The following is a 24,672-nucleotide window of genomic DNA, read 5'->3' on the forward strand; positions in this document are numbered from 1 at the left end:
CTAGGCGGCCACTCCGGCGGGGCGGCGTACCGGGGCGGTGGCGACGATCCGGCCGGTGGCGGTGTCGATGGCCGAGACCAGGTGGGCGCGGGTGCTGCAGACGTACAGGCGGCTTCCCTCCCCGGACAGGGTGAGCGCCTCGGGGCTCTCGCCGACCTCGGCCCGGGAGACGATCCGCCTGGTCAGGGTGTCGATGCCGAGGACGCTCCTGCTGTAGTAGTGGGTGACGTAGACCCGGTCGTGGGCCGGTGAGGCGGCGATGCCGTAGGGGCCGGACTCGACGTCTATGGTGGCGACCTCCTCCAGGGTGGCCGTGTCCAGGACCAGCACGTGGTTGTCCTGGCCGGGCAGGTTGGCGCCGGTGGTGGTGACGTAGACGTGGGCGCCGTCGCGGGTCACGGCGACGCCGTTGGGGTGCAGTCCGACGGGGACGGTGGCGATCACCTTGCCGGCCGCCGTGTCGATCACCGACAGGTCGTGGCTCTCGAAGTTGGTCACGTACAGGCGATCGCCCGACAGCGCGGGGGCGGCGGCGTTGCGGCCGACGGCGATGGTGGCGGTCACGGCGCCGCGCCGCAGGTCGATCACCGACACGTCGCTGCTCTGGTAGTTGGTGACGTAGGCGTGGCGGCCTTCGGGGTCGACGACGATGCCGCCGGGGTGGTCGCCGACGGGGATGCGGCCCACGACGGCCAGGGTGGCGGTGCTGACGACGGTGACGCTCCCTCCGCCGAAGTCGGTGACGTACAGGCGCTCGCCCGCCAGCGCCGGCGCGTACGGCCGCGCCCCCGCGCCGACGCTCGCCAGGTGTTCGAGGGTGACGGCGTCGAGCACGGACACGGACGAGGTGTCGGGGCCGGCCACGTAGATCCGGTCGTTCATGAGCTCGCCGCCGGCAGGAGCTGGCCGGCCGCGAGGTCGCGGTAGAGGCCGTCGGCCATGAGCAGTTCCCGATGGGTTCCCGCCGCGCGCACTCTGCCCTCCTCCAGGACGATGATGGTGTCGGCGTTGACCACGGTCGACAGCCGGTGGGCGATCACGATGACGGTGGTGGTGGCGGCGATCTCCTCGACCGCCTGCCGCAGGGCCAGCTCGGAGGCGGCGTCGAGCTGGGAGGTGATCTCGTCGAGCAGCAGCAGCCGGGGACGCCGCAGCAGGGCGCGGGCGACCGCGACGCGCTGGCGCTGCCCGCCGGACAGGGTGGTGCCCCGGTGGCCGACCGGCGTGTCGAGTCCCTGGGGGAGCTGGTCGAGCAGGGGCGTGAGCCCGGCCCGCGCCAGCACCTCGTGGATCTGCTCGTCGGTGGCCTCGGGCGCGGCGTAGCGCAGGTTGTCGCGCAGCGTCCCGGCGAGGATGGGCGCGTCCTGCTCGACGTAGCCGATGGCCGCCCGCAGCTCGGCCAGCGGCCAGTCCCGCACGTCGCGCCCGGCCACCTCGACGGCGCCGTCCTCGACGTCGTAGAAGCGCTCCAGCAGGCCGAACAGCGTGCTCTTGCCCGCTCCCGACGGGCCCACGACGGCGGTCATGGTCCTGGGCGCGACGCTGATGTCCACGTCCCGCAGTACGGCGCCGCCGCCATAGCCGAAGCGCACGCCGCGGAAGCGAACCGAGGCCCCGTCGCCATCGGGGTCACCGGGCGCCTCCAGGGGTTCGGCGGGCAGGCGGTCGACCTCCTGGAGGCGGCGGACCGCGGCCAGACCCACCTGCACCTGCGTGAACGCCGACAGGATCTGGCCGATCGGGCCCGACAGGTACATCAGGCAGAACAAGAACATGATCATCGAGGGCAGCGTCAGCGTGCCCTGGCTCACCCGCAGGCCGCCCAGGCCGAGCACGACGAGGAAGGTGACCTGCGTCGACAGGGTTCCGGCCACGCCGGTCGCCGACTGCCAGCGGGCGGCGGTGATCGCGTGCCGCCACGCCGTACCGGATGCCCGCGCGGCGCGCGCGCTCTCGCGGCGCTCGCCGCCGCTGGCCTTGACCGTCCGGTAGGCGCCGAGCACGCGCTCCACGATGGCGCCGAGCAGCCCGACGGCCGCCTGCGTGCGCTGGGTGGCGGCCGAGACGCGCGGCATGACCAGGGCCATCCCGGCCAGCGTGAGCGCCAGGACCGCGGCGGTGGCGCCCAGCAGCACCAGGTCGGTCGTGGCCATGAGCGCGAGCGCCCCGGCGCCGAGTACCAGGCCGGTGGCTCCGGTGACGACGGCGTTGGTGGTCGCCGAGCGCAACAGGGTGATGTCGGCGGTGAGCCTGGACATGAGGTCGCCGGGTTCGAGCCGGTCGAAGTCGGCCAGGCGCAGGCGGAAGACGCGCTCGGTCAGCCGGTCGCGGGCGGCGCGCACGACGTTCTCACCGGCGACCTCCAGCACGTAGCGGCCGCAGGCCGACAGCACGGCGCCGGCGACGAGCAGCGAGGTGAGCAGGGCGAGCGTGCCGAGCACCGGGGTGCCGGCCAGGAGGTCCTCGGTGACCATCTTGGCGGCCACCGGCTGGATCAGGCCCGCGGCGCCGCCGGCCAGGCCGAGCAGGCCTCCGGCCAGGATCCGGCCCCGGTGCGGGCGTACCTGGGCCAGCAGGGCGCTCCAGGCGGCCATCACGGCCCCCAGGTGACGGGCAGGCGGGTGACGCCCTGCAGGGACAGCGCGGGTTTGACCGGCAGGCTCCCGGCGGGCTCGGCGAGCCGGAGCGTGGGCAGGCGGGTGAGCAGCGCGCTCAGCGCGGTCTCCAGCTCGGCTCTGGCCAGGTTGCTGCCCAGGCACTGGTGCGGGCCGTGGCCGAAGGTCAGGTGGCGGGCGTCCCGGCGGCCCAGGTCGAGGTCGTCGGGGGCGGGGAAGGCCGCTGCGTCGCGGTTGGCGGCGGCCAGGAGCACGACGACGCCGTCGCCGTCCCTGATCAGCCGGTCGCCGAGCGGGATGTCGGCGGTCGCGACCCTCGGCAGCGGGTCGGCGACGCTCGTGTGGCGCAGGAGTTCGTCGACGGCCTGGGGCATCGTGGCGGCGGTGAGCGCCTTCAGCCCGCCCGGCCTGGTCAGCAGCGTGAACACGCTCAGCGCGAGCGTGTTGGCGGTGGTCTCGTGCCCGGCGATGACCAGCATGGCGGCCATCTCCTCGGCCTGCCGTCCGCTCAGCTCGCCGTCGGCGACCCGGCGGGCCAGGGCGGAGAGCACGTCGTCGCCCGGCCGGGCCGCCTTGTCGCGCAGGAGCCGGGCCAGTAGGTCGTAGACCACCCGGAACGGCGGGCCGGTGGACGGGTCGAGAAGCGTCGGCCAGCGCAGGTGATCGGTGAAGACGGCCTGGTCCTCGCGCGGCACGCCGAGCACCGCGCAGAGCGTCAGCGCGGGCAGCGGCGCGGCCAGAGCGCTCACCAGGTCGGCGGGCGGTCCCGCGCCGATCATCGCCGTGATCAGCCCGTCGGCCAGCGAGCGCAGGTGCGGGCGCAGCTCGCGCACCCGGCGCGGGCCGAAGTGGGGGATGACCATCCGCCGGTGCTCGGCGTGCAGGGGGTCGTCCATCTCCACGAAGCTCAGCGCCTGCCTTTTGCGCTCCGGGTCCGGCGGCGGCGCGCCCTTCTCCCGCGCCAGGTGCGGGTGGGCCGGGTGCAGGGCGTCCGACGACAGCCGCGGATCGGCCAGCAGCGAACGCGCCCGCGCGTGGCCGGTCACCACCCAGACCGGGGTGCCGTCGCGCAGGACGGCGCGCGCCAGCGGGCCGTGCCCGCGCAGCCGGTCGTACCCCGGCGGCGGGTGGTGGGGGCAGCCGCGTGGCATCGGGATCTCCGGCAGCTCGCTCATGGGGTGGCCTCCCGTGGCACCTGCAGCAGGACGCGGTGGTAGCCCGGCGGGGCGGGCTCGTCGACGGGCCGGCCCTCGGCCAGGACCCAGGCGTGCGCGCCGAACGGCGGCAGCACCCGCACACCCGCGCACCAGGTCGGCCAGCTCCCCCGCGACCTGCACAGCAGCGCGGTGGCGATCGAGCGGGGCAGGCAGCCCTTCGGGCTCGCGCACGCCCTGCTGGTGCGGGTGACCACCTCGCGGGCCCGGCTGGCCTCGGCGTAGGTGGCCGGGCGGGTGCCCGCGCTGACCCGGCCCAGCACCCTGACGATGGTGCTCGGCGAGCGTCTGGCCAGCGCCTTCGCGGCCAGCACGGCCAGGCGGGCGCGCCAGCGCTCCAGCGGCGGGTACGCCCGCGGCGCGAGCGCCATCGTGGGGTCGACGCTCATGCCGGCCTCCGCACGAGGATGCCCATGGTCACGAGGCTGTCCATGAGGTGGGCGACGTCCTGGGCGGCTTCGCCGCCGTCCACGTCGAAGGCCGCGACGAGCCGGTCGACGGCGTCGCCGGGGTCGCCGGACTCCAGCGCGGAGCGCAGCACGATCGCTCCGGTGGGGTTGAGGCTCCAGTACTCGCCGCGTACCTGGTGGAGCAGGGCCATGCCGTAGTCGGTGTCGACGGCGGAGATGTCAGGCGCCAGCGCGTACACGCTCGTCCTCCTTCACGGTGCGCAGCCACATCTCGCACGCCAGCGTGGGCTCGATGCGGCGGTGCTGGGTCAGCACGTCGATCGGCCCGCGGCAGGTGGCGCGGAAGAGATCCGGGTCGATGAGGCCGAGCTCGCCCAGGAGGCTGTCCTCGGCGAGTGCCATGATCTGGTCACGGTGCTTCCTGCTGCCCATGACCGCGCCGGCGGAGGTCTCCGACTTCGTGGTACGGCCCAGCGTCACCGCGGGCACGATGCCGCGCATGGCGTCGGCCAGCACCGGCTTGTACCTGGCCGGGTCGTAGCGGTCCCCGGGCCTGGCCGCCAGCGCCGCCTCGACGACCCGGTCGTCGAAGAAGGGCGCGGACAGGGTGATGCCCCGGGCGGCGGCGATCTGCTGAAAGTCGCCGACCATCTGGCAGCCGCCGTGGATCGCGGCGAGGTTGTGGTGCGCGCCGCGCCCTCGTGCCAGCGGCAGGTGGCGCGCGGCCGCCTCGCGCAGTTCACCGGCGGCCAGTTCGACCGCGTACGGCGTCGCCCACGCGGGCATCGTCGGCGGCAGATCCCACCCCAGCGCGGGCCCGTCCACGCCGTGCCCGTCGCGGCCGAGGCGGTCGGCGGCGGCCCGCATCCACGCGTCGTACGCCCTGCCGGTCACCAGGTGCCGCAGCGTCCGCCGCAGCGGCCAGCGGTTCTTGGCCGCTGCCGTCAGCAGGTGGCGCGTCCCGGTGAGCGGCGCCTGCCTGATCAGCGTGGGCAGCCAGGTGGGCATCATGGTGGCGGCCTCGTCCCCGCCCAGCCCGGCCAGGTGGGCGGCGGGCGCGTACGCCTGGCCGCGCCGCAGGATGTGCGTGAGCCGGCTGCGGTGGTGCAGCAGCAGGAACGGCGCGTCGAAGCGCTCGTGCGCGCCGAGCATGTCGTGGTAGACCAGCGGGCACTCCTCCGCGGAGATGATCTCGTGCCGCACCGGGTGTCCGGCGGCGGCCAGCGCGGCGGCGGTGCGCCCCGCCCACAGCACGTCCTCGTCCATGGGGTCGGGCTGGGCGGCGGTCAGGGCCACGACGTCGGCGCCGGTGCGGGCGGCCAGGGAGCAGACCGACGAGGAGTCCATGCCGCTCAGGTGCGCGACGACCGTGCGGCCGGGCCCCGCGCGCAGGGCGACCGCCTCGCTCAGCGCGGTTCTGAGCGCCTCGACCGCCTCCTCGCGCGCCATCGGCTCGGGATAGCTCCACCAGCGCGCCTGTGTGAGGCCGCCGCGCTCGTCGAGGACGGCGTCGTGGCCGGGCGGCACGGCGTCGACGCCGTCCCACACCGGCAGCCAGTTCAGCGGCCACGGCGGGTGGGCGAACAGCAGCCGGGTGGCGAGCCTGGCCGGGTTCGGCGCGGCCCCGGTCAGTTCCGCCAGCACGAGCGCCCGGTTCGCCGCGACGGGCGTCCCGCCGACCCGGCAGGTGTACACCCTGCGCAGCCCGGAGGCCGTCCCCCGCACCCGGACCCGGCCGCCCTCCGACACCATCAGGTACGCGCTGCCGGGAGCCGTCGCCGGCAGGCCGGGCGCGCCCCCGGACAGGTGCTCCTCGCTCATCGCGTGCTCGCCGAAGGCCGCGACCGCCGCGCCCGCCCTCCTGCCGACCGTGAGCGTGCCGGGCTGCCAGCGCCCGATGAGCCACGGCCGTCCGGAGGGGTGGCTCACCTCGTGCGCGCCGCCGCGGGTGTCGTGGATCCGCCGTGCCACGTCCGTGCTCTCCTCCCGGTCGGGCAGGACGGTGAACCATGGGTCTTCTGTCACGGACAAGGTCGCTCTCCCCTCCTTCGCGGTACGGCAGGCGGCCGGGCGGCCGCCTGCAATACCTCATGGGCGGTTAACGGCAGTAGTTCGGGTAGATCCACTCCCAGTGCGGGCCGCCGCAGCCCCCGTTGGTCAGGGTGTGGAAGTCGCCGGCGAACGTGATCTCCGGGCGTTCGTAGACGCGCATGTCATTCACCTCCAGGTGTCCGCTACCAGTCGAGACGGTCGGTAAGCCATTCCCAGACACAGCCGCAGCCGGCGTTCGTCAGGGCCGTGAATCCGCCTTCCGGCGTGATTTCCGGACGTTCGTAGACACGCATTCAGCTCACCTCCTTTCCTGCTCGGCCTTCGATCCGGCCGGGTTCCGGCTCCGGATCCCGAACCTGGGCGGGACCGTGGGGCGAGAGCGCCTCGATCCCGGTCATCAACCGGAGCATGCGGGCCAGCAGCAACGTCAGCACCAGCAGCCACACCAGCGCCCCGTAGACCAGGATCGTGGTCATGCCCGCCTCCTCTCCCTGTGCGCGGACTGGACGGTGAGGTAGGTCCCGAAGGCCGCGGGCAGGCCGATGACCAGGACCGTCAGGCCGAGCGCGTCCGCCACCGCCCCCGCGTGCACGGCGGGCGCCCCGGTCAGATACACCACCAGCGCGGCCAGTGCGCCCGCCGCCATCGCCGCCGCGCGCACCGGCGTCACCCAGGACAGGTGCGCCTGCCCGAACAGGCACCCGCAGGCGAAGCGGTCCCCGCGCGCCAGCGCCGGAACCGAGATCGCGATGAAGCACAGCGACAGCGCTCCCGCCATCGCACATCCCGCGACGGTCAGCGGTGGCGGCCCCAGCAGCGCCACCGCAGTGAGCAGTTCCACCGCGCCGAGCCCGACGGCGAAGACGGTGCTCTCCCGGCGCATCACCCGGAACTGCACCGCCGCGCGGGCGGCCGAGCCCGGCCGCACCACCTTGCCCACCCCCGCGACGCCGAACAGCAGGGCCAGGACGATCCGCACCGCCAGCACCGCCGGCGCGCCGAGCGATTCCCACGAAGTCGTTATGACGCTCACGGGTCCGACACTGCGTCGGTCTTGCCCGTCTCACCAGGGAAATGAGATGCGATGAGAAATCCGGGCGGGATGAGCTGGGCATTTGCCATGGTTCGTCCCGCCGCGCGGTCATCCCCAGGATGGCATGGTGGGAAATGACGGAGGCCGTCGTGACCGGGGGGACGGATGCCGGAATCTGAGGCACGGCAACAATTCGCTTTCATGCTGCAGTCGTGGAAAAAGCGCTCCGGCCGCAGTTATCAGGCGCTGGGCCGGCGGCTGGAGCTGAGCCATTCGACGGTCCACCGGTTCTGCACGGGCAAGCAGCTGCCGCAGGACGCCGCGCAGGTCGAGCGGCTGGCCGCCGCTCTGGGCGCCGACCGGCAGGAGGCGGAGATCCTGCGCGGGGTGTGGCGGCTGGCGCGGGAGGCACCGCCGGCCAGGCCCGACGCCGCGCCCCCGCCCTCGCCCTCGCCCTCGCCCGACGAGTTGCCCCACGACGATCTGCCGCGTGACATCGCCGACTTCACCGGGCGGGCGGAGGAGCTGGGCGCGCTGCTCAAGGCCGGCGGCACGCCCAGCGGCGTCTGGACGGTCGACGGGATGGCGGGCGTGGGCAAGACGACGCTCGTCCTGCACGCGGCGCACCAGCTCAAGGAGGGCTATCCGGACGGACGGATCTTCCTCGACCTGCACGGGCACACCGCCGGCGTCGCGCCGATGCCGGCCTCTGACGCGCTGAAGGCGCTGCTGAGCGCCGCCGGGGTACCGGAGGAGGGCATTCCCGCCGAGGCCGGCCGGCGCGCCTCCCTGTGGCGTTCGGCGCTGGCCAGGCGGCGCATGCTGATCGTCCTGGACAACGCCGTCGACGCCGAGCAGGTGATGCCGCTGTTACCCGGGGCCACGCCGTCCCTGATGATGATCACCAGCCGGGCCCGGCTGGTGGACCTGGACGGCACGGGCACGATCACGCTGGGCGAGCTCAGCGCCGAAGACGCCCTGGCCATGTTCATGAAGATCGCCGACGCCGGCCCGCCCGCCGACCTCGGTGACGCCGAGGAGACGGTACGGCTGTGCGGCTACCTCCCCCTCGCCATCAGGATCGTCACCGCCCGGCTACGCCACCGCCTGTCGTGGACCCCCGGCCACCTCAACGAGAAGCTGCGCCAGGAGCACCGGCGCCTGGCCGAACTCCAGGCGGGCAGCCGCAGCGTCATCGCCGCCTTCTCCACCTCCTACGGCAAGCTCGGCGGACCGGCCCGCCGGATGTTCCGCCTGCTCGGCCTGATCCCCGGCGTGGACGTGGGCCTCGCGGGCGCCGCCGCGCTGACCGGCCAGCCGGTCGAGGCCGCGGAGCCGCTGCTGGAGCAGCTCATCCAGGCGCACCTGCTGCAGCGCCCGTCGGCCGACCGCTACCGCTTCCACGACCTGGTGCGCGACTACGCGCGGGCGGTGCTGGCCGAGCAGGAGCAGCAGGAACACCGGCAGGCCGCCCTCGGCCGGATCGTCGAGCACTACCTGCGCATCGCCGACCACGCCGCCGAGCTGATCGAGCCCAGCAGACGCCCCAACCCGCTCACCGGCCCGGTCGCCGCCCCCGCCCTGCGCCTGGCCGACCGCCGGGAGGCGATCTGCTGGCTCGAACGCGAGCTGCCCAACCTGATCGCCGCCATCGAGAGCGCCGCCGCCGGGGGCCTGCTCGTCCACACCTGGCAGCTGGCCCGCTCGCTGTGGCACTTCTTCCTGCTGCGCGGCGACACGCGCGACTGGATCCACACCCACCGGCTGGCCCTGAGCGCCGTGCAACTGCTGGGCGACCGCGAGGGCGAGGCCGAGACGCTCAAGAACCTCGGCGTCGCGTACTGGCTGTCGGACGACCGGGAGGGCGCCATCGCGCTGCACCACCAGGCCCTGGTGCTGGACTGCTGGAACGGCGACCCGGTCGGGCAGGCCAAGACGCTGACCCATCTCGGCTACATCCACCACCGCGCGGGCGAGTACGCCGTGGCCGCCGACCACTTCCTGCTGTCCGTCATGCTCTACCGGGAGGTGGACGACCCGGTCGGGGGCAATCGCGGGCTCAGCGGGCTCGGCGACAGCCTGCGCAGGATGGGGCGGGCGGAGCGGGCGATGCCGTACCTGCTGGAGGCCTTGTCCCTGAGCAGGAGCGCGGCCGATCCGTGGGGGGAGATCCAGGCGCGCACCGCGGTGGCGCTGGCGCACCTGGAGGCGGGCGAGGCGGGGCTGGCCTGCCGCCACCTCGTACGCGCGCTGGAGCTGAGCAGGCTGCTGGGCGACCGGCTGAGCGAGAGCACGGTACGCACGGCCCTGGGAGCCACGTGGCTGGAGGTCGGCGACGCCGGGATGGCGCGCAGACACTTCACCAGAGCCCTGACGCTGAGCAGGCAGAGCGGCGACCGCTGGGGCCAGACGGAGGCCAGCGCGGGCCTGAAGGCCGCGCGCACCCGGCAAGGGTAAAGGGAGCAAAGATCACGAGGTCCCGGCGGGCACATGACGGCCCCGGCGGACCGCGTCCCTGCCCAGCGGACCTGCCGACTAAACGAAAGGCTCGACACCGGAAAACTAGCAGGTGAGGCACTCTCCGGCGAAAGCTCACATAGGAAAGGTTGCCGTTTTCGTTAGAGATCGGCCCCTCTATTTATTTGCGCTTTAACGTGGGTGCCGCGAAACAGCTCGAAGCGCCGGTCGCGGCGGCTTCCCGCCCGGCGGGCACGGACCTCCGACACCGCGCTGAACAGGCATGATTGACGCTTTTCCGGGGTCGCGCGGCCGATTATCGGGCGGGGCCTCCCGGGCGCCGCGTCAAACCCTGCCCAAATACTCCCCTAATGGCCGATATGACGCGATTCGGGTGTTAGCGTCCTATTTGTCAGCACAGGCAGCACTCGCATGTGAGTGCACGCACAAAGGAGGGGGATCATGACTCCTGTCGGTTTCCCTACGCGTCACTGGGATGACTGGGGATGGGGCGGCGGCGGATGGTGGGGCGGCCGCAGACGCTGCCGTCGTCGCCGCCGCTGCGGCTGCGGGCGGCGGAGGTGGTGGTGGTAACCACCACTGGGAAGAGCCGGCGGGTTTCCCGTCGGCTCTCCCTTTCCGCCCGGCCGGGGGCGCGATCGGGCCCGCACGGCCCGGAGCTCGCGCCCGCCGTCATGATCCGCAAGACCTTCGCCGAGTTCTGGCCCGACACCCGCGGCGTCCGCAGGCTGTTCGTCATCGGCGGCGTGCTCGCCATCGTGGCGGCGCTGTGCGAGGTGGCGGCCATCGGACTGTTCGCCGTCATCACCGACGAGGTGCTCGCCCGGCAGGATCTGGGGGCGTTCTGGACCCCGGCGCTCACCTGGCTCGGCCTGGCGGTGGTCGCCGGCCTGGCCGCCTTCGGCGGCGCCTACATCACGGCGCTGGCCGCCGAGCGCTTCCTGCTGAACCTGCGTGACCGGGTGTTCGCGCACGTGCAGACGCTCACCCCGGACTTCTTCAACAACCGGCGCCTGGGCGACCTGATGGCCCGGCTCACCGACGACATCGAGGCCATCGAGACGCTGGTCGGGTCCGGCCTGGTCAAGGCGTTCACGACGGTCATCAGCGTGATCGTGTTCGCGACCGCGGCGTTCATCGTCCGCTGGGACCTCGCGCTGATCACCTTCGCGCTCATTCCCGGGTTCGTCATCATCTCCAAGCTGTTCGCGGCCAAGTTCAGGGGCGCGGCCGCCCGCGAGCGGCAGAGCAACGGCATGATGAACAGCGTCATCGAGGAGAGCCTGTCCAATCAGACCCTGGTGCAGGCCCACAACCGCCAGGAGGCCGAGGCGGGCCACCTGCACCGCCAGGGCGAGACCTGGCTGCGGGCCAACATGTCGCAGGCCTGGCTGTCCGGCCTGTACGGCCCCGCCGTACAGGTGCTCGAGACCATCTGCATGATCGTCATCCTGGGATTCGGCGCGTGGGAGATCTCGGCCGGCCGCCTGACGATCGGCGGGCTGCTGGCGTTCGCGGCCTACCTCGCCTTCCTCTACCCCGCCGTCCAGAACCTGGGCGAACTGGCGCTTACCGTTTCCGAGGCCGCGGCCGGCTCCGACCGCGTGATGGAGGTGCTCAAGGCCCGTCCCGGCGTCGCCGACAGCCCGGCCGCCCGGCCGCTGATCGGGCCCGTGCCCGGCCGGATCACGTTCGAGCAGGTGGGCTTCACCTACCCGAACCGGACCAGGCCGACGCTGGCCGGACTGTCCTTCACCGTCGAGCCCGGCCAGACCATCGTCTGCACCGGCCCCAGCGGCGCGGGCAAGTCGACGCTGGCCAAGCTGCTGCTGCGCTTCTACGAGCCCACCAGCGGCCGGATCCTGCTGGACGGCACGGACATCCGCGACATCACCAGCACCTCGCTACGCGACCACATCACGATCCTGCAGCAGGAGAACCTGCTCTTCTCCGGTACGGCCCGCGACAACATCGCCTACGGCAAGCCCGGGGCGAGTTTCGAGGAGATCGTGGCCGCCGCCAAACTGGCCGACGCGCACGACTTCATCAACCGGCTGCCCGACAAGTACGACACCCCGCTCGGGCAGCGCGGGCGGCTGCTGTCCGGTGGGCAGCTCCAGCGCATCGCGATCGCGCGTGCCCTGCTGCGCAACGCGCCGGTGCTCGTCCTGGACGAGCCGATGACCGGCCTGGACGCCGCGACGGCGGCGCGCGTGCAGGAGCCGATGCGGCGGCTGATGGAGGGCCGCACGACCATCCTGATCACCCACGACCTGCGGCACGTGCCGCCGGACGCGGCGATGATCGTGCTCGAACCGGTCCGGCGGTCCAACCGGATCCGGCTCAAGCACATGCCGCCCGCGCTGTCGCGCCTGGGCCGCTGACGTGACCGGGTCCGGGAGGGCCCGGTCGCGCGGGCATCGCGCCGCGCCGGCGCGTGCCCGATGGGCCGGGACCGCTCGGCCCGTCGAGGCGCTCAGTGGTGTTCCTGCCGTGGGAACACCACCTCGCCGACGATCAGCTGGACGGCCGCGGCGACCGGGATGGCCAGGAGCGCGCCCACGACGCCGAGCAGGGCGCCGCCGATAAGCGCCGCGACGATCGTGGTGGCGGCGGGCACGTCGACGGAGGACTTCATCACTCTCGGCGCGATCAGGTAGTTCTCGATCTGCTGGTAGACGACGAAGAACACCAGCGTGGCGATCGCCACCGGCACCGAGACGAACAACGCCACCAGCGTGGCCACCGCCGCGCCGATGCCGGCCCCGATCAGCGGGATGAGGTCGGTGATGGCGACGATGAGGGAGAGCGGCAGCGCGTACGGCACGCCGGCGATCGACAGGAAGAAGAAGCTGGTCACACCGGCGATGAACGAGATGATCAGGTTACCGGCCACGTACCCGCCGACCCGGTTGAGTATCTCGTCGCCGAGCAGTTGCACGCGGGCGCGGCGGCTCCTGGGGACGAGCCGGTAGCCGGTGCGGGTGACCGAGCGCAGCGAGGCCAGGAAGTACAGGGTGAGGATGAGCACGGTCAGCGCCGAGAACACCGCGCTGACCAGGACTCCGGCCACGCCCAGCAGCCCGCCGAAGACCTGCCGGCCGAGATCTCCGCTGGTCAGGTAGGTCTGCAGGCGCTCCAGCAGGCCGTAGCGCTGGTCCAGGTCGCGTATCTGGGGGTTGTTCTGCAGCTGCTCGACGTAGGCGGGGACCTGGTCGATGAACTGGCCGGCCTGCTGCGACAGCGCCGGGACGACCGCGAGGCCGAACCCGGCGAAGAAGGCGATCACGCCGGCGAACACCACCGAGATCGCGGCCCAGCGCGGCAGGCCGCGCTGTTGCAGCCACCGCACGGCGGGGTCCAGGCCGACGGCCAGGAACAGCGAGACGACGATCAGGATGATCATCGAGGCGGCCGCGGTCAACGCCTGGACCAGCATCCAGGCGGTCAGCACGCCGAGGGCGGCGGTGAAGCCGAACGTGAACGGGCTGCCGCCGAACGGCCGTCCCGGCTTGCCGAACGGCATCATCCCGGCGGGCTCGGCCGGCCCGCGAGGGCCGGGCACCGGTGTGCCGGGCTCCGGTGTGCCGGGCTCCGGCGTGCCGGGGCCGCTCCCCGCGGCGGGGGCCGGGCGCCGGGCGGGGTGGGACGGGTCGGGCGCGGGCGCGTCGTCGGTCATGGCGGCTCCTGAACGTGAGGGACGACATCTGCCCTCACCGGCCGCCTTCTACCGTCCTGACCGCGCCCGCGGGCTCAGTGAGCGATCCGCGCGTGGCCGGTCTCGCCGTCGGACAGGAACGACGCCAGGGCCCGTCCCTGCTCGATCACCTCCGCGTGCTCGGCCCGGGAGAAGGCCCGCAGCGGGGTGACGGTCACGACGCCGGACTCGACGGTCCAGGTCGCGGCCACCCGGCCGTCGGCCAGGACGACGCGGGTGCCCGCGACCGACACGCCGCGGTGGGCGTCGTCGACGATCCGGGTGCGGTCGTCGTAGCCGAGGAGCGCGTTGTCGAAGGCGGGCAGGAACCGCACCGGGGCGGGCGTGTCCGGGTCGGGGCGCGGGGCGCCGGGGAGGTCCAGGAGTTCCCGGCCTCGTTCGTCGCGGAAGGCGACCAGCTCCGCGCGGATCGACGCCACCGCCGCGGGCAGTCCGGCCAGGCCGCTCCAGGCGCGCACGTCGGCCGTCGCGGCGGGGCCGTAGGCGGCCAGGTACCGCCGGACCAGTGCCGCGCCGGCCGGGTCGGCGCCGTTCGCGGGCGAGGGCACGACGTCCCGGCCCAGCCAGGTGGACAGCGGCGTGTTGCGCACGCCGCCCTTGGTCCGCCACACCCCGCGCGGCGGCATCTGCGCCATCGGGATGAGCGCGGCCACCAGCATCTCGCCCAGGGCCCGCGTCCCCGGCTCCGGCCAGCGATCGGCCACCGCGCGGGCGAGCTCCGCCATCGAGCGCGGCTCGCCGTCGGCCATGACGGCCAGGCCCGCCGCGGCGAGTTCGCCCAGGTCGACGCCGGCGAGCTCGCGGCGGTAGGTCCCGAGGACCCGCTGTCGCAGCATGGCGTCGTGGCGGGGGCGCCAGGCCAGGACGTCCTCGGCGGTGAGCAGGTGAACGGTTCTGCGCATGAGGTGGGTACGGACCACGCTCCGCCGTACCAGCAGATCGGACAGCTCGGCCGGATCGAACGCCCGCAACCGCGACCAGAGCCCCACGAACGGTTCCTGCGGCTCCTGCGCCTGCAGCCCGCACAGGTGCGCGACGGCGTCCAGGGCCGGCAGGTCGGCGCGGTCGAGCAGCATCTGACGGGCGAGGGTGGCGCGGTTGAGCGCCCGGGTGCCGAGTACGGTCATCCTCCAAAGATCGCAGAAGAAGCGGTCAGTTTGTGTCCTCTTCTCAGGGCAACATAGAGGTCATGCTCAAGACGTCGGCACGGCTGCTGTCGCTGCTCTCCCTGCTCCAGGTACGCCGCGACTGGCCCGGCGCCCTGCTGGCCGAGCGGCTGGAGATCAGCCCGCGCACCGTGCGCAGGGACGTGGACCGGCTGCGCGAGCTCGGCTACCCCATCGCGGCGGTGAAGGGCCCCGAGGGCGGCTACCGGCTCGACGCCGGCACCGACCTGCCGCCGCTGCTGTTCGACGACGAGCAGGCCGTCGCGCTGGCCATCGCCCTGCAGAGCGCGGCCACCAGCGGCGCCGGCATCGAGGAAGCCGCCGCGCGGGCGCTGAACACCGTCCGGCAGGTCATGCCCGCCCGGCTGCGCCACCGCATCGACACCCTCCAGATCACCGCGGTCGACCGGGCCCGTCAGCACCCCCCGGCCGACAGCGGCGTGCTCACGGTGCTCGGCGCCGCCGTCCACGCCCGCGAGGTGCTGCGCTTCGGCTACGCGGGGGCCGACGCGCCGCGCCGGGTGGAGCCCCACCACCTGCTGACCTGGGGCGGCCGCTGGTATCTGGTCGCCTGGGATCTCGACCGCGGCGACTGGCGCACCTTCCGTGCCGACCGCGTCACCCCGCGCACCCCGTCGGGTCCCCGCTTCACCCCGCGTGATCTGGGGGACGTGGCGGCGTTCGTGGCCGAGAGGTTCCGGGGCGTCGACGCCTCCGGCGACTGGCCCTGCCGCGGCGAGGTGATCCTCAGCCTGCCCGCCGCCGACGTCTCCCCCTACGCCCGCGACGGCGTCGTGGAGGAACTCGGCCCGGACCGCTGCCGGCTCATCCTCGGCTCGTGGTCCTGGCCCGGCCTGGCCGCTGCCATCGGCCGGTTCGACGCCGACATCGAGGTCGTCGGGCCACCCGCGCTCAAAGACGCCTTCGCCCACCTTGCTCGCCGTTATGCGAAAGCATCAGGATAAAACCCCGGAGGCCGCTATTTCTGCTGAGCGCGACACTCCTTTGGAAAACGCCTTAGTCTGCGGGCTCATCGGCACGGCCGGCCTGTTCGTTCTGGCGGAGGCGGCGGGCCGGCTGGGAATCGTCTCCACGGCGCGATTCCCGCTGGCCTCCACCGTGCTGGCCACCGCCGCGCGACTCGCCATGGATCCGGCGTTCCTGCTGGATGTCGGCGCCACCTTCGCCGGCTGGGCGCTGGGACTGCTGCTCACCGTCGCGGTGGCCGTACCGGCCGGGCTCCTGCTCGGCAGCGTGCCGCCGATCGAGGCGGCGCTGCGGCCGGTGATCGAGTTCCTGCGGCCCATCCCGTCCGTGGCGCTCATCCCGCTGGCCGCGTTCGTCTTCAGCGAGCGGCTCGACATGAAGATCGCGATGATCGTGTACGCCTCCGTCTGGCCCGTGCTGATCAACACGATGTACGGCCTCAAGGAGGTCGATCCCCTGGCCAAGGAGACGCTGCGGGCCTTCGGGTTCGGCCGGATCGCGGTGTTGCTGCGGGTCTCGCTGCCGAGCACGGCGCCGTTCATCGCGACCGGGATCCGGGTGGCCGCGACGATCGCGCTCATCCTGGCCATCAGCACCGAACTGCTGGCCGGCGGGTCGAGCGGGATCGGCGCGTTCATCATCCTGGCCGGCAGCAGCCCCGACGGGCTCACGCTGACGGTGGCCGCCACCGTGTGGGCCGGAGTGCTGGGCGTCGTCACGAACGGCGCGTTCGCCTGGGCGGAACGCCGCCTCTTCCACTGGCGGGCGGCCCGGTGATCGCGCGGGTCGTGGTGGTGCCCGCCGTCCTGATCGTCTGGGAACTGGCCACACGGGCCATGGCGCATCCGTTCTTCCCGCCGCCGTCGGTGATCGTGGCGCACATGCGCGAACTGTGGTTCACCGGCTCCCCCGCCCGGCTCTGGCTGAACGACACGGCTCTGGCCAACTTCCCGCCCAGCCTCGGCAGGCTGCTCGCGGGCTGGGCCGTCTCGGGCGTGGCCGGTGTCGCGCTGGGCGTGGCCCTGGGCCGGTCGCCGCTGCTCTACCGGCTCCTCGACCCGGCCGTCCAGTTCGGAAGGGCGCTGCCGCCCCCCGCGCTGCTGCCGTTGATGCTGGCGCTGTTCTCGACGGGGACCCGCATGCAGATCGCCGTGATCACGTTCGGGATCGTCTGGCCGGTGCTGTTCAACGCGGCCGACGGCGCCCGCCACGTGGACCCGCTGCATCTGGACACGGCGCGGGCCTTCGGCCTCTCGCGCGGGCAGCGCGTGTTCCGGGTGATCCTTCCGGCCGCCGCACCGAAGATCTTCGCGGGGCTGCGCCTCAGCCTCTCCCTGGCCCTGATCCTCATGGTCATCGCGGAGTTCTTCAGCACCGAGGGCATCGGCTTCCAGCTCCGCGCCGCCCAGCGCGCCTTCGACCTGCCGGGCGTCTGGGGCGCCATCGTGCTGCTGGGCGTGCTGGGCTATGTGCTCAACCAGGGCTTTCTTTATCTGGAACGCCGCATCCTCACCTGGCATGACTCCGTGCAAGATAACAGGTCATGACATGGAAGCCATTCACGAGTAGTCTCAAGATCACGGTTATATCGGCCCTTGGAGCTCTTATGTTAGAGTTTCGCCGCTTTTCTCTCTTTTGTGCCGCCACGCTGGTGATCGCCGCGTGCGGCGGTAATTCGGCCGGGCAGGAAAATGGCCGGGAAAAGACCGATATCACGATCGGCATGCTGGCCCTTCCCGAAGTGGCGCCCGTGCAACTCGCCATCGACAAGGGCTACTTCGCCGCCGAAGGGCTCAAGGTCGAGGTCGAGGTGATCGCGGGCGGCGCGGCGGCGATGCCCGACCTGGTCTCCGGCAAGCTCGACGTCCTGCACAGCAACTACGTCTCCGCCCTGGCCGCCTCCGCCGGCGGCGTGGTGAAGACCAAGATCATTGGTGACGCCTACGTGGCCAAGCCCGGCAACTTCGTCCTCATGACGAAGAAGGGCTCGCCGATCACCACGGTCGCCGGGCTCAAGGGGGCGACGATCGGCGTCAACACCCTGAACAACGTCGCCACGCTGTCCGTGAGCGCCCTGCTGAAGCCCGCCGGGCTCACGCCGGCGGACGTCAGCTTCGTCGAGCGGCCCTTCCCCGAGATGGGCGCGGCGCTGGAGGGCGGCCAGGTGGACGTGGCCTTCCTGCCCGAGCCGTTCCACCAGGCGGCGGCCAAGAAGGGCGCGGTCGTGCTGAGCGACATCTTCACCGGGCCCACCGCCGACTTCCCGATCTCCGGCTACCTCACCACGGAGACCTTCGCGCGGAGCAACCCGAAGGCCGTGGCCGCCTTCCAGCGCGCCGTGCGCAAGGCCGCCGGCCTGGCCGTCGCCAGCCCCGCCGAGATCGCCCCGGCCCTGGAGAAGTACACGAAGATCGACCGCGCCACGGCCGGCGAGATGAAGCTCGGCGGCTACTCCACGTCCGTCGACGCCGCGCGGCTCCAGCGGGTGGCGGACATGATGCTCGAGTTCGGCTACCTGAAGCAGAAGTTCGACGTCACACCGATGCTGGCCGGAGGTGCCTCCTCATGATCGCTCCCTACCAGGCGGTGGGGCTCGTGCCCACCATGCGCGGCATCCGTCACCGCGAGGACATCCACCACAACATCGACCACATCGGCCACCTGATCAAGGCCGCCTCCTGGCTGTCCAGCCTCGACCTCCCGGTACGGCTGATCGCGATCCCGGAAGGCGCGCTCCAGGGCTTCAACGACGAGGTCCTCGACCTCGACCACGAGGACTTCGCCGCCAACTGCGCCATCGACGTGCCCGGCCCGGAGACCGCCCGGCTGGCCGAGCTGGCCGTCCGGTGGGACGCCTATCTCATCGCCCAGGCCAAGGCCCGCCACCCGGAGTTCCCCGGCCTGTTCTTCAACCTCGGCTTCGTCATCGACCCGCGGGGCGAGATCGTGCTCAGGCACTACAAGACGGTGCCGCTGCTGCCCGTGGAGCACTCGGTGACGCCCCACGACGTGTGGGACCGCTGGGTGGAGCTCTACGGCGAGACGCTCGACAGCTTCTACCCGGTCGCCGACACCGAGATTGGCCGCATCGGCATCCTCATGGCCAACGAGGGCTCCTACCCGGAGAACGCCCGCGGCCTGGCCATGAACGGCGCCGAGATCATCTACCGCGGCCCCTACCCCCACCCGCACGCCGGCAACGGCATCTACGAGGTCCAGAACCGCGCCAGGGCCCTGGACAACAACGCCTACCTCATCGCCTGCAACCTCGGCACCTACTACCTCGACGCCGACTCCGAGCACCCGATCGACGCCTTCGGCGGCCAGTCGATGATCGTCGACTACAAGGGACAGGTGGCCGGCCGGCACGACTACAGCGGCGGCTCGTCCTGGGTCGCGGGCACGATCGACATCGGCGCCCTGCGCCATTTCCGCTCCACCGCCCAGTGGGACAACTGGATCAAGGACCTGAAGACCGAGCAGTACCGGGTCATCTACGACCAGCCCATCTATCCCAAGAACATGTACCTGACGCGCAAGCCGTACACCCACGCGGAGTTCCGCTCGGAGGTCATCAGCCGGCAGATCGAGCTCATGCACGATCGCGATGTCTGGGTACGTCCGGAGAAGTCCTGACCCGGCGCGGCCAGAAGTTCTCGGCGAACAGGCGGGCCACCAGCTCTCCCCTGCTGGACACCCGGACCTTGCCGAAGATCGCTTTGATGTGGTCGCGGACGGTGTGCGGGGAGATGAACAGGCGGCCGGCGATCTCCCCGGTGGTCAGGCCGAGCGCGATCAGCTGGGTGATCTCCAGTTCGCGGGGCGACAGCTCGTACGCCTCGGCCACGATGACCGCCATGTCGGAGGCGGCGGCGGGCTCGATGACCAGGACGGTCGGGCCCGCCACACCGCCGGGGCCGCTCATGGCCGAGGCGTGGCACACCAGCCAGTGCCCGTCGGCGGTGCGGATGCGCACGCGGGCGGCCTGACCGGGCGCGCAGGCGCGGGCCTGCAGGGCGGCGGTGACGATCCAGATGGGCAGGCGCACGCCCAGCTCGCTGCCCGCCGACGGACCGGCGGGGAGTCTGGCCAGGTAGTGGCGGGCCTCCTCGTTGACCGACGTCGCCCGTCCCGACGCGTCGAACAGCACCAGGCCCGGACCGGGCGCGTCCGGCGCCGGCCGTAGGCCGGCGGGCCGGGCGAAGGAGCGCAGCCGCGCGGCCAGCGGCGCCGACAGGCTCGCCACGAACTCCAGCTCCTCCGGCCCGAACGGCGCCCGCCCCTTGTCGCGGAACAGGCTCACCACGCCCCACGTCCGCCGGCCGGTGCGCAGGACCGCGCGCAGCTCCTCGTTCTCCGCCTGCCAGGGGCGGCCGCCGCCGTGCCGCCGGCTCGCCACGGCCACCTCGGCGCGGGCCAGGTCGCGGAAGGCGAAGGGGCTCTCCCCCAGGATCTCGCTCTCCCAGTAGGCCGCGCAGTGCTCGCCGCCGCCGAGGTTCTCCACCCGCATCGGGGCGGTGACCAGCCCGGTCTCCGGGTCGGTCGCCGACCACACCGCGGCGTCGAAGACCACGACCCGCCGGAGCCGCGCCGAGGTGACGGCGAACAGCTCGTCGGCGTGCCGCGCCCGTTCCGCGCGAGCCAGCACGTCGGTACGGCGCCGCCGTACCGCGGAAGGAGAACCCACGCCTCCACCCTGCCTGTTCACGGGCGGATACGCGCATCCCCCAGATGAGGGATGGGCCCGGGGCGGGGCGGCGGCCAGCATCTCCCTCATGAGAATCGCCATCGTCGGAGGCGGGGCCGCCGCGGTCGCCCTGCTCGACTCCCTGGCCCGGCTGGACGCGCGGCCCGCCTCCGTCACCGTGTTCGAGCCGTCGGCGCGGCTGTGGAGCGGGCGGGCGTACGGGCCCGACCTTGACGCCGTGCGGGTGAACGCGCCGCCCGTGATCATGTCGATCCGCCACGGCGACCAGGGGCACTACGCGCGCTGGCTCGGCGAGCGGGCGGCGGCGCACCTGGACGAGCGCCTCGGCGTGCCGCTGGTGCCGCGCGCCCTGTACGGCGAGTACCTGCACGAGACCGCCACCGCGGCGGCGGCGCGGCTGCCGGTGGACGTGCGCCGCGACCGGGTCACCGGCGTGGCGCGGCGCGGCGCGGAGCTGGTGGTGCGGACGTCCGGCGGCCACGAGCAGGCGGTGGACCGGATGGTGCTGTGCGTCGGCAGCGGGACTCCGCACGACCTCTTCGGCCTGGCGGGCACGCCCGGCTACGTCGGCGACCCCTACCCGCTCGCCCGCACCGTGCTGGACGTGCCGCGCGACAGCAAGGTCGCGGTGATCGGCAGCGGTCTGACCGCGGTCGACGTGGCGGTCGCCCTCGCGTCGGCGGGCCACGCGGGCCCGATCACCCTGATGTCGCGCAGTGGCGTCCTGCCCCACGTGTGGCAGCGGCCGGTCCGCCACGAGCCGCGTCACCTGACGGCGGCCCGTCTGCGCGAGGTCCGCACGGCCGGCGACGTGGCCCGGCTGGTGCGCGCGGAACTGGACGACCTGGGCGAGGACTTCGACGCGTTCGCCGCCGACCTGCTGGCCACCCCGTTCGAAGATCCGGTCGTACGGCTGCGCCGCCAGCTCGCCGCGATCGACGCCCCGGAGCTGGGCCGCCGGATCGTGCAGCAGGCGGCGCACACGCTCGGCCCGCTGGCCTGGAGCGTTCTGGAGGACCGCGACCGGCTGACCGGCGCGCACCACCGCACGGCCGTCAGCCTCAGCTCGCCGATGGTGCCGGTGAACGCCGTCCGGCTGGACCGGTTGCTGGAGGCCGGGCAGCTCACGCTCGTCCGCGGCCTGAGCGCGGTCGTGCCGTCGGACCCGGGCTTCCGCATCACGGCCACCGGCGGCGGCTCACGGGCCGACGTCGTGGTCAACGCCGTCAACCCGCCGCCGCAGGCGGTGCCCGAGCCGGCCGCGTCCCTGGTCGCCTCGCTGCTGGCCGAGGGCCTGGCGGCGACGGCGCCCGGGGGCGGGCTGGAGGTGCCGGCCGGCGCTCCGCTGCACGTCGTGGGCGATCTGGCGGCGGGCGGGACGTTCGTGACCTCCAGCATCCCGGCGGTCGCCGCCCAGGCCGCCGCCACCGCGCAGGCGCTCACCGCTCAGTAGCCCACGCACCCCCCGCGCGGATACCCCGGTCATCAGATCCTCCTCAGGCTGGGTGCTCTCGATTCCGGCCGGGGACCTCCCGCGCGCCGATGGACACCCGCCGGAACTCCGGCCCGCCGTGCGCGACAGCCGCCGATGGGTCGGGGAGGATCTCGACGTAGCCCTCGGCGCCGTTCACCCGGATGAGCTGGCCGTCCTTGATCCGGCTTGTGGCTCCTTCCACGCCGGCGACCGCGGGCAGCCCGTACTCGCGGGCCACCACCGCGCCGTGCGTCATCACCCCGCCGACCTCCATGACGACGCCCTTGACCGAGACGAACAGCGGAGACCAGCTCGGGTCGGTGAACACCGTGACGAGGATGTCCCCCTCGCGCACGTCGGCCTCCGCGATGTTCAGGATGACCCGCGCCCGGCCCTCGACGACGCCCGACGACACGGCGATGCCCGCCAGCGCCCCGTCCGGCAGACCTCCCGCGTCGTACTCGCCGCTGATCACCTCGCCCTCGGAGGTGATCACTCTCGGCGGCGTGAGCTTCCGGAACGTCTCGTGCTCCGCCCGCCGCCGCTCGATGAGCTCCGGGTCGAGATCACCGGTGCGGACGACATCCCTGAACTCCCCGATCGACAGGTAGTACACGTCCTCGGGCGCCGTGATGACCGCGCGCGCGGCCAGCTTGGCCGCCTCGTCCATGAGCGCCCGCTTGTAGATCTCGTAGCGCAACAGCAGGGAGTGCTTGGAGTATTCGCGGTAGCCGATGAAGTGCCGGATCAGGCTCATCTTCCTGGCCGCCTTCCTCGCCTTGCGCGCGCCGCCGGGCAGCTTCCGCAGGCGGTCCAGGAGGTCGTTCATGGCGCGTTCGGCCTCGGCGCGGCCCCGCTCCGCCTTGCGGCGGCGCTCGCCGGGCGGGAAGTTCCTGACGCCGCTGAGCAGGAGCGGGACGAGCAGCGTCGGGTCCTCGCTCCAGCGGGTCCTGGTGAGATCGATGTCGCCCGCGCAGTGCATGCCGTACCCGCGCAGATAGTCCTCGATCGCGGCCTGTACGGCGGAGCCGCCCGCGAAGGCGGCCAGCCCGTCGAAGAACGTGTCGCGCCCGGCCGTCTCCAGGTAGCGCACGATGTCCGGGTGCGCGCGCACCACGTCGGCGACGTCCAGCAGGTCCAGCCCCATGGCGGCCACCACGTTGTGGTCGGCGGACTGGGCGACGGCGTCGGCGGCGTTGGACACGCCCAGCCAGGCCTTCATGTGCTTGTTGACCCAGTTCACCGACTGGATGCCGAGAAAGGCCGCCGCCACGCTGCGCGGGTCGAAGGTGAGCTCGGCCAGCACCTCGTGGTCGGCTTCGATGTGGGCGAACAGTTCCTCGCCCGACTTCCCGGCGATCTCGCGCCGCAGCCGCTCCACGGTCTCCTCGGTGTGCGCGATGAGCGCGGGCACGACGCCGGGATCGTCCTCGCGGGCGAGTTTCAGGTACTGCCTGACGATCGGCAGCGGGCCGCCCGCGCCGAAGTCGAGCATGGAGGTTCTGCCGCGCGCCAGCGAGGCGGTGAAATCTTCGCGCTTCAGCACGGCGCGCAGGGCGCCGGCCATCAGCACGTCGACCTGGTCCAGGCTCTTGAGCGTCGCGGGCCTGGCCCAGAACGAGGTGAGCTCGGCGGAGACGTCCTTGTAGAAGCGGTTGCCGGCCACGACGCCCGCCGTGCGGCCCAGCTTGTCGTGCAGCAGCTCGAAGAACGACAGCCCCAGCGGCGCGAAGGCGTCGGTCATCATCTGCCGGTGCCCGTAGGAGATGTACACGTGGTTCTTGCCGTCGGCGGCGGGCGGCACGGGGTAGAGCGTGGTGATCGGCCGGCTCTGCAGGATGTGGAACTCGCCGTCGCGTAGCGCCCACTCGATGTCCTGGGGCGCGCCGAAGTGCGCCTCGATCGCCCGGCCCAGGGTTTCGAGCCGCAGGATCCGCGCGTCGTCGAGCGTCTGCGCGTTCTGCCTGGCGGGTTCGACCGGGTGCTCCTCCGTGCCGCCGTCCGGCCGGGCGCGCAGTTCCTTCGTCTGCTCGGCGATCTTCGTGCCGATGATCCGGCCGGCTCTGACCCGGTAGTTGTCGGCGTTGACCAGCCCGGAGACGAATGCCTCCCCCAGCCCGAACCCGGCGTCGATCGAGACCACCGCGCGGTTGGCGGAGACCGGGTCGGCGGTGAACATGATGCCCGCCGCCTCGGGGAAGACCATCTCCTGAACGACCACCGCCAGGCGGACCGCCCGGTGGTCGAAGCCGTTCCTGACGCGGTACGCGCTCGCGCGGTCGGTGAACAGCGACGCCCAGCACCGCCGGACCGCGTCGATCACCGCGTCGGCGCCGCGCACGTTCAGGTAGGTGTCCTGCTGGCCGGCGAAGGAACTGGACGGCAGGTCCTCGGCCGTGGCGCTGGAGCGCACCGCGCAGGGCACGTCCTCGCCACCCATCCGGCCGAGGCGGGCGACGATGTCGTTCCGGATCGGCTCGGGCACGGGCAGGTGCTCGATGGCGGCGCGCAGGCGGGCGCAGGCGGCGGCGATGCCCTCGCGGTCGTCGGCGCGCAGCCCGGACAGCGCCTCGATCAGCGCGGCGATCGACGGCTCGCGCTCCACGACGTCCAGGTAGGCGTCGGTGGTGACGCAGAAGCCGTCCGGCACGCGGACACCGGGCACGGACGACAGCTCGCCGAGGTTGGCGCCCTTGCCTCCGGCCAGGGCGATCCGTGTCTTGTCGATGTCGTGGAAGCCGAGCACGTAAGCACTCATGACCGTTTCCTGTCTCTCTGGGGAACGCCGATTACGATACAGTACAGATCTGTATTGTA

Annotated in this window: 20 protein-coding genes; 8 read left to right on the forward strand and 12 right to left on the reverse strand. The window is 72.7% G+C overall.

Annotated features, from left to right (window positions below; genetic code table 11):
- The 8 genes from ACIBHY_RS36700 to ACIBHY_RS36735 form a co-directional block, all read right to left on the reverse strand.
- Complete coding sequence (locus ACIBHY_RS36700) at positions 1-882, reverse strand: hypothetical protein (protein WP_397309105.1); 882 nt, start codon at positions 880-882, stop codon at positions 1-3.
- Positions 879-2,594: an ABC transporter ATP-binding protein gene (locus ACIBHY_RS36705; RefSeq protein WP_397309107.1), complete on the reverse strand. Its 1,716-nt coding sequence runs from the start codon at positions 2,592-2,594 to the stop codon at positions 879-881. The genes ACIBHY_RS36700 and ACIBHY_RS36705 overlap by 4 nt, the downstream gene beginning before the upstream one ends.
- A complete protein-coding gene (locus tag ACIBHY_RS36710; RefSeq protein WP_397258707.1) occupies positions 2,594-3,790 on the reverse strand; it encodes a cytochrome P450 in 1,197 nt (398 codons plus the stop codon). The genes ACIBHY_RS36705 and ACIBHY_RS36710 overlap by 1 nt, the downstream gene beginning before the upstream one ends.
- Positions 3,787-4,218, reverse strand: coding sequence for a lasso peptide biosynthesis B2 protein (locus ACIBHY_RS36715; RefSeq protein ID WP_397258705.1), 432 nt, complete (start codon positions 4,216-4,218; stop codon positions 3,787-3,789). Before ACIBHY_RS36715 ends, ACIBHY_RS36710 begins: the two co-directional genes overlap by 4 nt.
- A complete protein-coding gene (locus ACIBHY_RS36720; protein WP_397258703.1) occupies positions 4,215-4,478 on the reverse strand; it encodes a lasso peptide biosynthesis PqqD family chaperone in 264 nt (87 codons plus the stop codon). The genes ACIBHY_RS36715 and ACIBHY_RS36720 overlap by 4 nt, the downstream gene beginning before the upstream one ends.
- Positions 4,459-6,264, reverse strand: coding sequence for an asparagine synthase-related protein (locus ACIBHY_RS36725; protein ID WP_397258702.1), 1,806 nt, complete (start codon positions 6,262-6,264; stop codon positions 4,459-4,461). Before ACIBHY_RS36725 ends, ACIBHY_RS36720 begins: the two co-directional genes overlap by 20 nt.
- A gap of 320 nt (positions 6,265-6,584) precedes the next feature.
- Positions 6,585-6,767, reverse strand: coding sequence for a hypothetical protein (locus tag ACIBHY_RS36730; RefSeq protein ID WP_397258700.1), 183 nt, complete (start codon positions 6,765-6,767; stop codon positions 6,585-6,587).
- Positions 6,764-7,324 (reverse strand): MauE/DoxX family redox-associated membrane protein, encoded by a 561-nt coding sequence (locus ACIBHY_RS36735; protein WP_397258698.1) that lies wholly within the window; start codon positions 7,322-7,324, stop codon positions 6,764-6,766. The genes ACIBHY_RS36730 and ACIBHY_RS36735 overlap by 4 nt, the downstream gene beginning before the upstream one ends.
- A 201-nt stretch (positions 7,325-7,525) precedes the next feature.
- On the opposite strand from ACIBHY_RS36735, the gene ACIBHY_RS36740 reads away from it, so the two are divergent.
- Together ACIBHY_RS36740 and ACIBHY_RS36745 are read left to right on the forward strand one after the other, a co-directional pair.
- On the forward strand, positions 7,526-9,781 hold the full coding sequence (locus ACIBHY_RS36740; protein WP_397309108.1) for an ATP-binding protein: 2,256 nt from the start codon (positions 7,526-7,528) through the stop codon (positions 9,779-9,781).
- A 506-nt stretch (positions 9,782-10,287) separates the two neighbouring features.
- Positions 10,288-12,186, forward strand: a complete 1,899-nt coding sequence (locus ACIBHY_RS36745) for an ABC transporter ATP-binding protein (RefSeq protein WP_397309109.1) — start codon at positions 10,288-10,290, stop codon at positions 12,184-12,186.
- A 92-nt stretch (positions 12,187-12,278) separates the two neighbouring features.
- On the opposite strand, the gene ACIBHY_RS36750 is transcribed toward ACIBHY_RS36745, so the two are convergent.
- Complete coding sequence (locus ACIBHY_RS36750; RefSeq protein WP_397309110.1) at positions 12,279-13,481, reverse strand: AI-2E family transporter; 1,203 nt, start codon at positions 13,479-13,481, stop codon at positions 12,279-12,281.
- Positions 13,482-13,555: 74 nt separating this feature from the next.
- Complete coding sequence (locus ACIBHY_RS36755) at positions 13,556-14,647, reverse strand: winged helix DNA-binding domain-containing protein (protein ID WP_397258689.1); 1,092 nt, start codon at positions 14,645-14,647, stop codon at positions 13,556-13,558.
- A gap of 62 nt (positions 14,648-14,709) precedes the next feature.
- Between ACIBHY_RS36755 and ACIBHY_RS36760 the strand changes: the two genes are divergently transcribed.
- Genes ACIBHY_RS36760 through ACIBHY_RS36780 form a run of 5 tightly spaced genes read left to right on the forward strand, consistent with a single transcriptional unit; the run spans position 14,710 to position 19,309 of the window.
- Positions 14,710-15,651, forward strand: coding sequence for a helix-turn-helix transcriptional regulator (locus tag ACIBHY_RS36760; RefSeq protein WP_397309111.1), 942 nt, complete (start codon positions 14,710-14,712; stop codon positions 15,649-15,651).
- A gap of 40 nt (positions 15,652-15,691) precedes the next feature.
- Positions 15,692-16,450 carry an ABC transporter permease gene (locus tag ACIBHY_RS36765; RefSeq protein ID WP_397309112.1) on the forward strand — a complete coding sequence of 253 codons (759 nt, stop codon included), beginning with the start codon at positions 15,692-15,694 and terminating at the stop codon, positions 16,448-16,450.
- Positions 16,447-17,220 (forward strand): ABC transporter permease, encoded by a 774-nt coding sequence (locus ACIBHY_RS36770; protein WP_397309113.1) that lies wholly within the window; start codon positions 16,447-16,449, stop codon positions 17,218-17,220. Before ACIBHY_RS36765 ends, ACIBHY_RS36770 begins: the two co-directional genes overlap by 4 nt.
- Before the next feature lie 59 nt (positions 17,221-17,279).
- On the forward strand, positions 17,280-18,242 hold the full coding sequence (locus ACIBHY_RS36775) for an ABC transporter substrate-binding protein (protein ID WP_397309114.1): 963 nt from the start codon (positions 17,280-17,282) through the stop codon (positions 18,240-18,242).
- The gene (locus tag ACIBHY_RS36780) at positions 18,239-19,309 is read left to right on the forward strand and encodes a nitrilase-related carbon-nitrogen hydrolase (protein WP_397258679.1); all 1,071 of its coding nucleotides are present in this window, start codon (positions 18,239-18,241) and stop codon (positions 19,307-19,309) included. The genes ACIBHY_RS36775 and ACIBHY_RS36780 overlap by 4 nt, the downstream gene beginning before the upstream one ends.
- Here the strand turns inward: ACIBHY_RS36780 and ACIBHY_RS36785 are convergent.
- Complete coding sequence (locus ACIBHY_RS36785; RefSeq protein ID WP_397309115.1) at positions 19,266-20,360, reverse strand: response regulator transcription factor; 1,095 nt, start codon at positions 20,358-20,360, stop codon at positions 19,266-19,268. The genes ACIBHY_RS36780 and ACIBHY_RS36785 overlap by 44 nt on opposite strands.
- Before the next feature lie 88 nt (positions 20,361-20,448).
- On the opposite strand from ACIBHY_RS36785, the gene ACIBHY_RS36790 reads away from it, so the two are divergent.
- Positions 20,449-21,834: an FAD/NAD(P)-binding protein gene (locus ACIBHY_RS36790; RefSeq protein WP_397309116.1), complete on the forward strand. Its 1,386-nt coding sequence runs from the start codon at positions 20,449-20,451 to the stop codon at positions 21,832-21,834.
- Between the two features lie 43 nt (positions 21,835-21,877).
- On the opposite strand, the gene rph is transcribed toward ACIBHY_RS36790, so the two are convergent.
- Entirely contained in the window at positions 21,878-24,613 is a 2,736-nt protein-coding gene (gene rph / locus ACIBHY_RS36795) for a rifamycin-inactivating phosphotransferase (protein WP_397309117.1), read from the reverse strand.
- Positions 24,614-24,672 lie beyond the last annotated feature (59 nt).

The sequence above is a fragment of the Nonomuraea sp. NPDC050547 genome (assembly GCF_044457345.1).
In the GTDB taxonomy this organism is placed as follows: Bacteria; Actinomycetota; Actinomycetes; order Streptosporangiales; family Streptosporangiaceae; genus Nonomuraea.

Coding starts and splice junctions, on each gene's coding strand:
- ACIBHY_RS36715 (WP_397258705.1), bottom strand. CDS start 4,218: ATGAGCGTCGACCCCACGATGGCGCTCGCGCCGCGGGCGTACCCGCCG.
- rph (WP_397309117.1), bottom strand. CDS start 24,613: ATGAGTGCTTACGTGCTCGGCTTCCACGACATCGACAAGACACGGATC.
- ACIBHY_RS36755 (WP_397258689.1), bottom strand. CDS start 14,647: ATGACCGTACTCGGCACCCGGGCGCTCAACCGCGCCACCCTCGCCCGT.
- ACIBHY_RS36705 (WP_397309107.1), bottom strand. CDS start 2,594: ATGGCCGCCTGGAGCGCCCTGCTGGCCCAGGTACGCCCGCACCGGGGC.
- ACIBHY_RS36760 (WP_397309111.1), top strand. CDS start 14,710: ATGCTCAAGACGTCGGCACGGCTGCTGTCGCTGCTCTCCCTGCTCCAG.
- ACIBHY_RS36730 (WP_397258700.1), bottom strand. CDS start 6,767: ATGACCACGATCCTGGTCTACGGGGCGCTGGTGTGGCTGCTGGTGCTG.
- ACIBHY_RS36740 (WP_397309108.1), top strand. CDS start 7,526: ATGCTGCAGTCGTGGAAAAAGCGCTCCGGCCGCAGTTATCAGGCGCTG.
- ACIBHY_RS36780 (WP_397258679.1), top strand. CDS start 18,239: ATGATCGCTCCCTACCAGGCGGTGGGGCTCGTGCCCACCATGCGCGGC.
- ACIBHY_RS36745 (WP_397309109.1), top strand. CDS start 10,288: ATGGGGCGGCGGCGGATGGTGGGGCGGCCGCAGACGCTGCCGTCGTCG.
- ACIBHY_RS36710 (WP_397258707.1), bottom strand. CDS start 3,790: ATGAGCGAGCTGCCGGAGATCCCGATGCCACGCGGCTGCCCCCACCAC.
- ACIBHY_RS36790 (WP_397309116.1), top strand. CDS start 20,449: ATGAGAATCGCCATCGTCGGAGGCGGGGCCGCCGCGGTCGCCCTGCTC.
- ACIBHY_RS36700 (WP_397309105.1), bottom strand. CDS start 882: ATGAACGACCGGATCTACGTGGCCGGCCCCGACACCTCGTCCGTGTCC.
- ACIBHY_RS36775 (WP_397309114.1), top strand. CDS start 17,280: ATGTTAGAGTTTCGCCGCTTTTCTCTCTTTTGTGCCGCCACGCTGGTG.
- ACIBHY_RS36750 (WP_397309110.1), bottom strand. CDS start 13,481: ATGACCGACGACGCGCCCGCGCCCGACCCGTCCCACCCCGCCCGGCGC.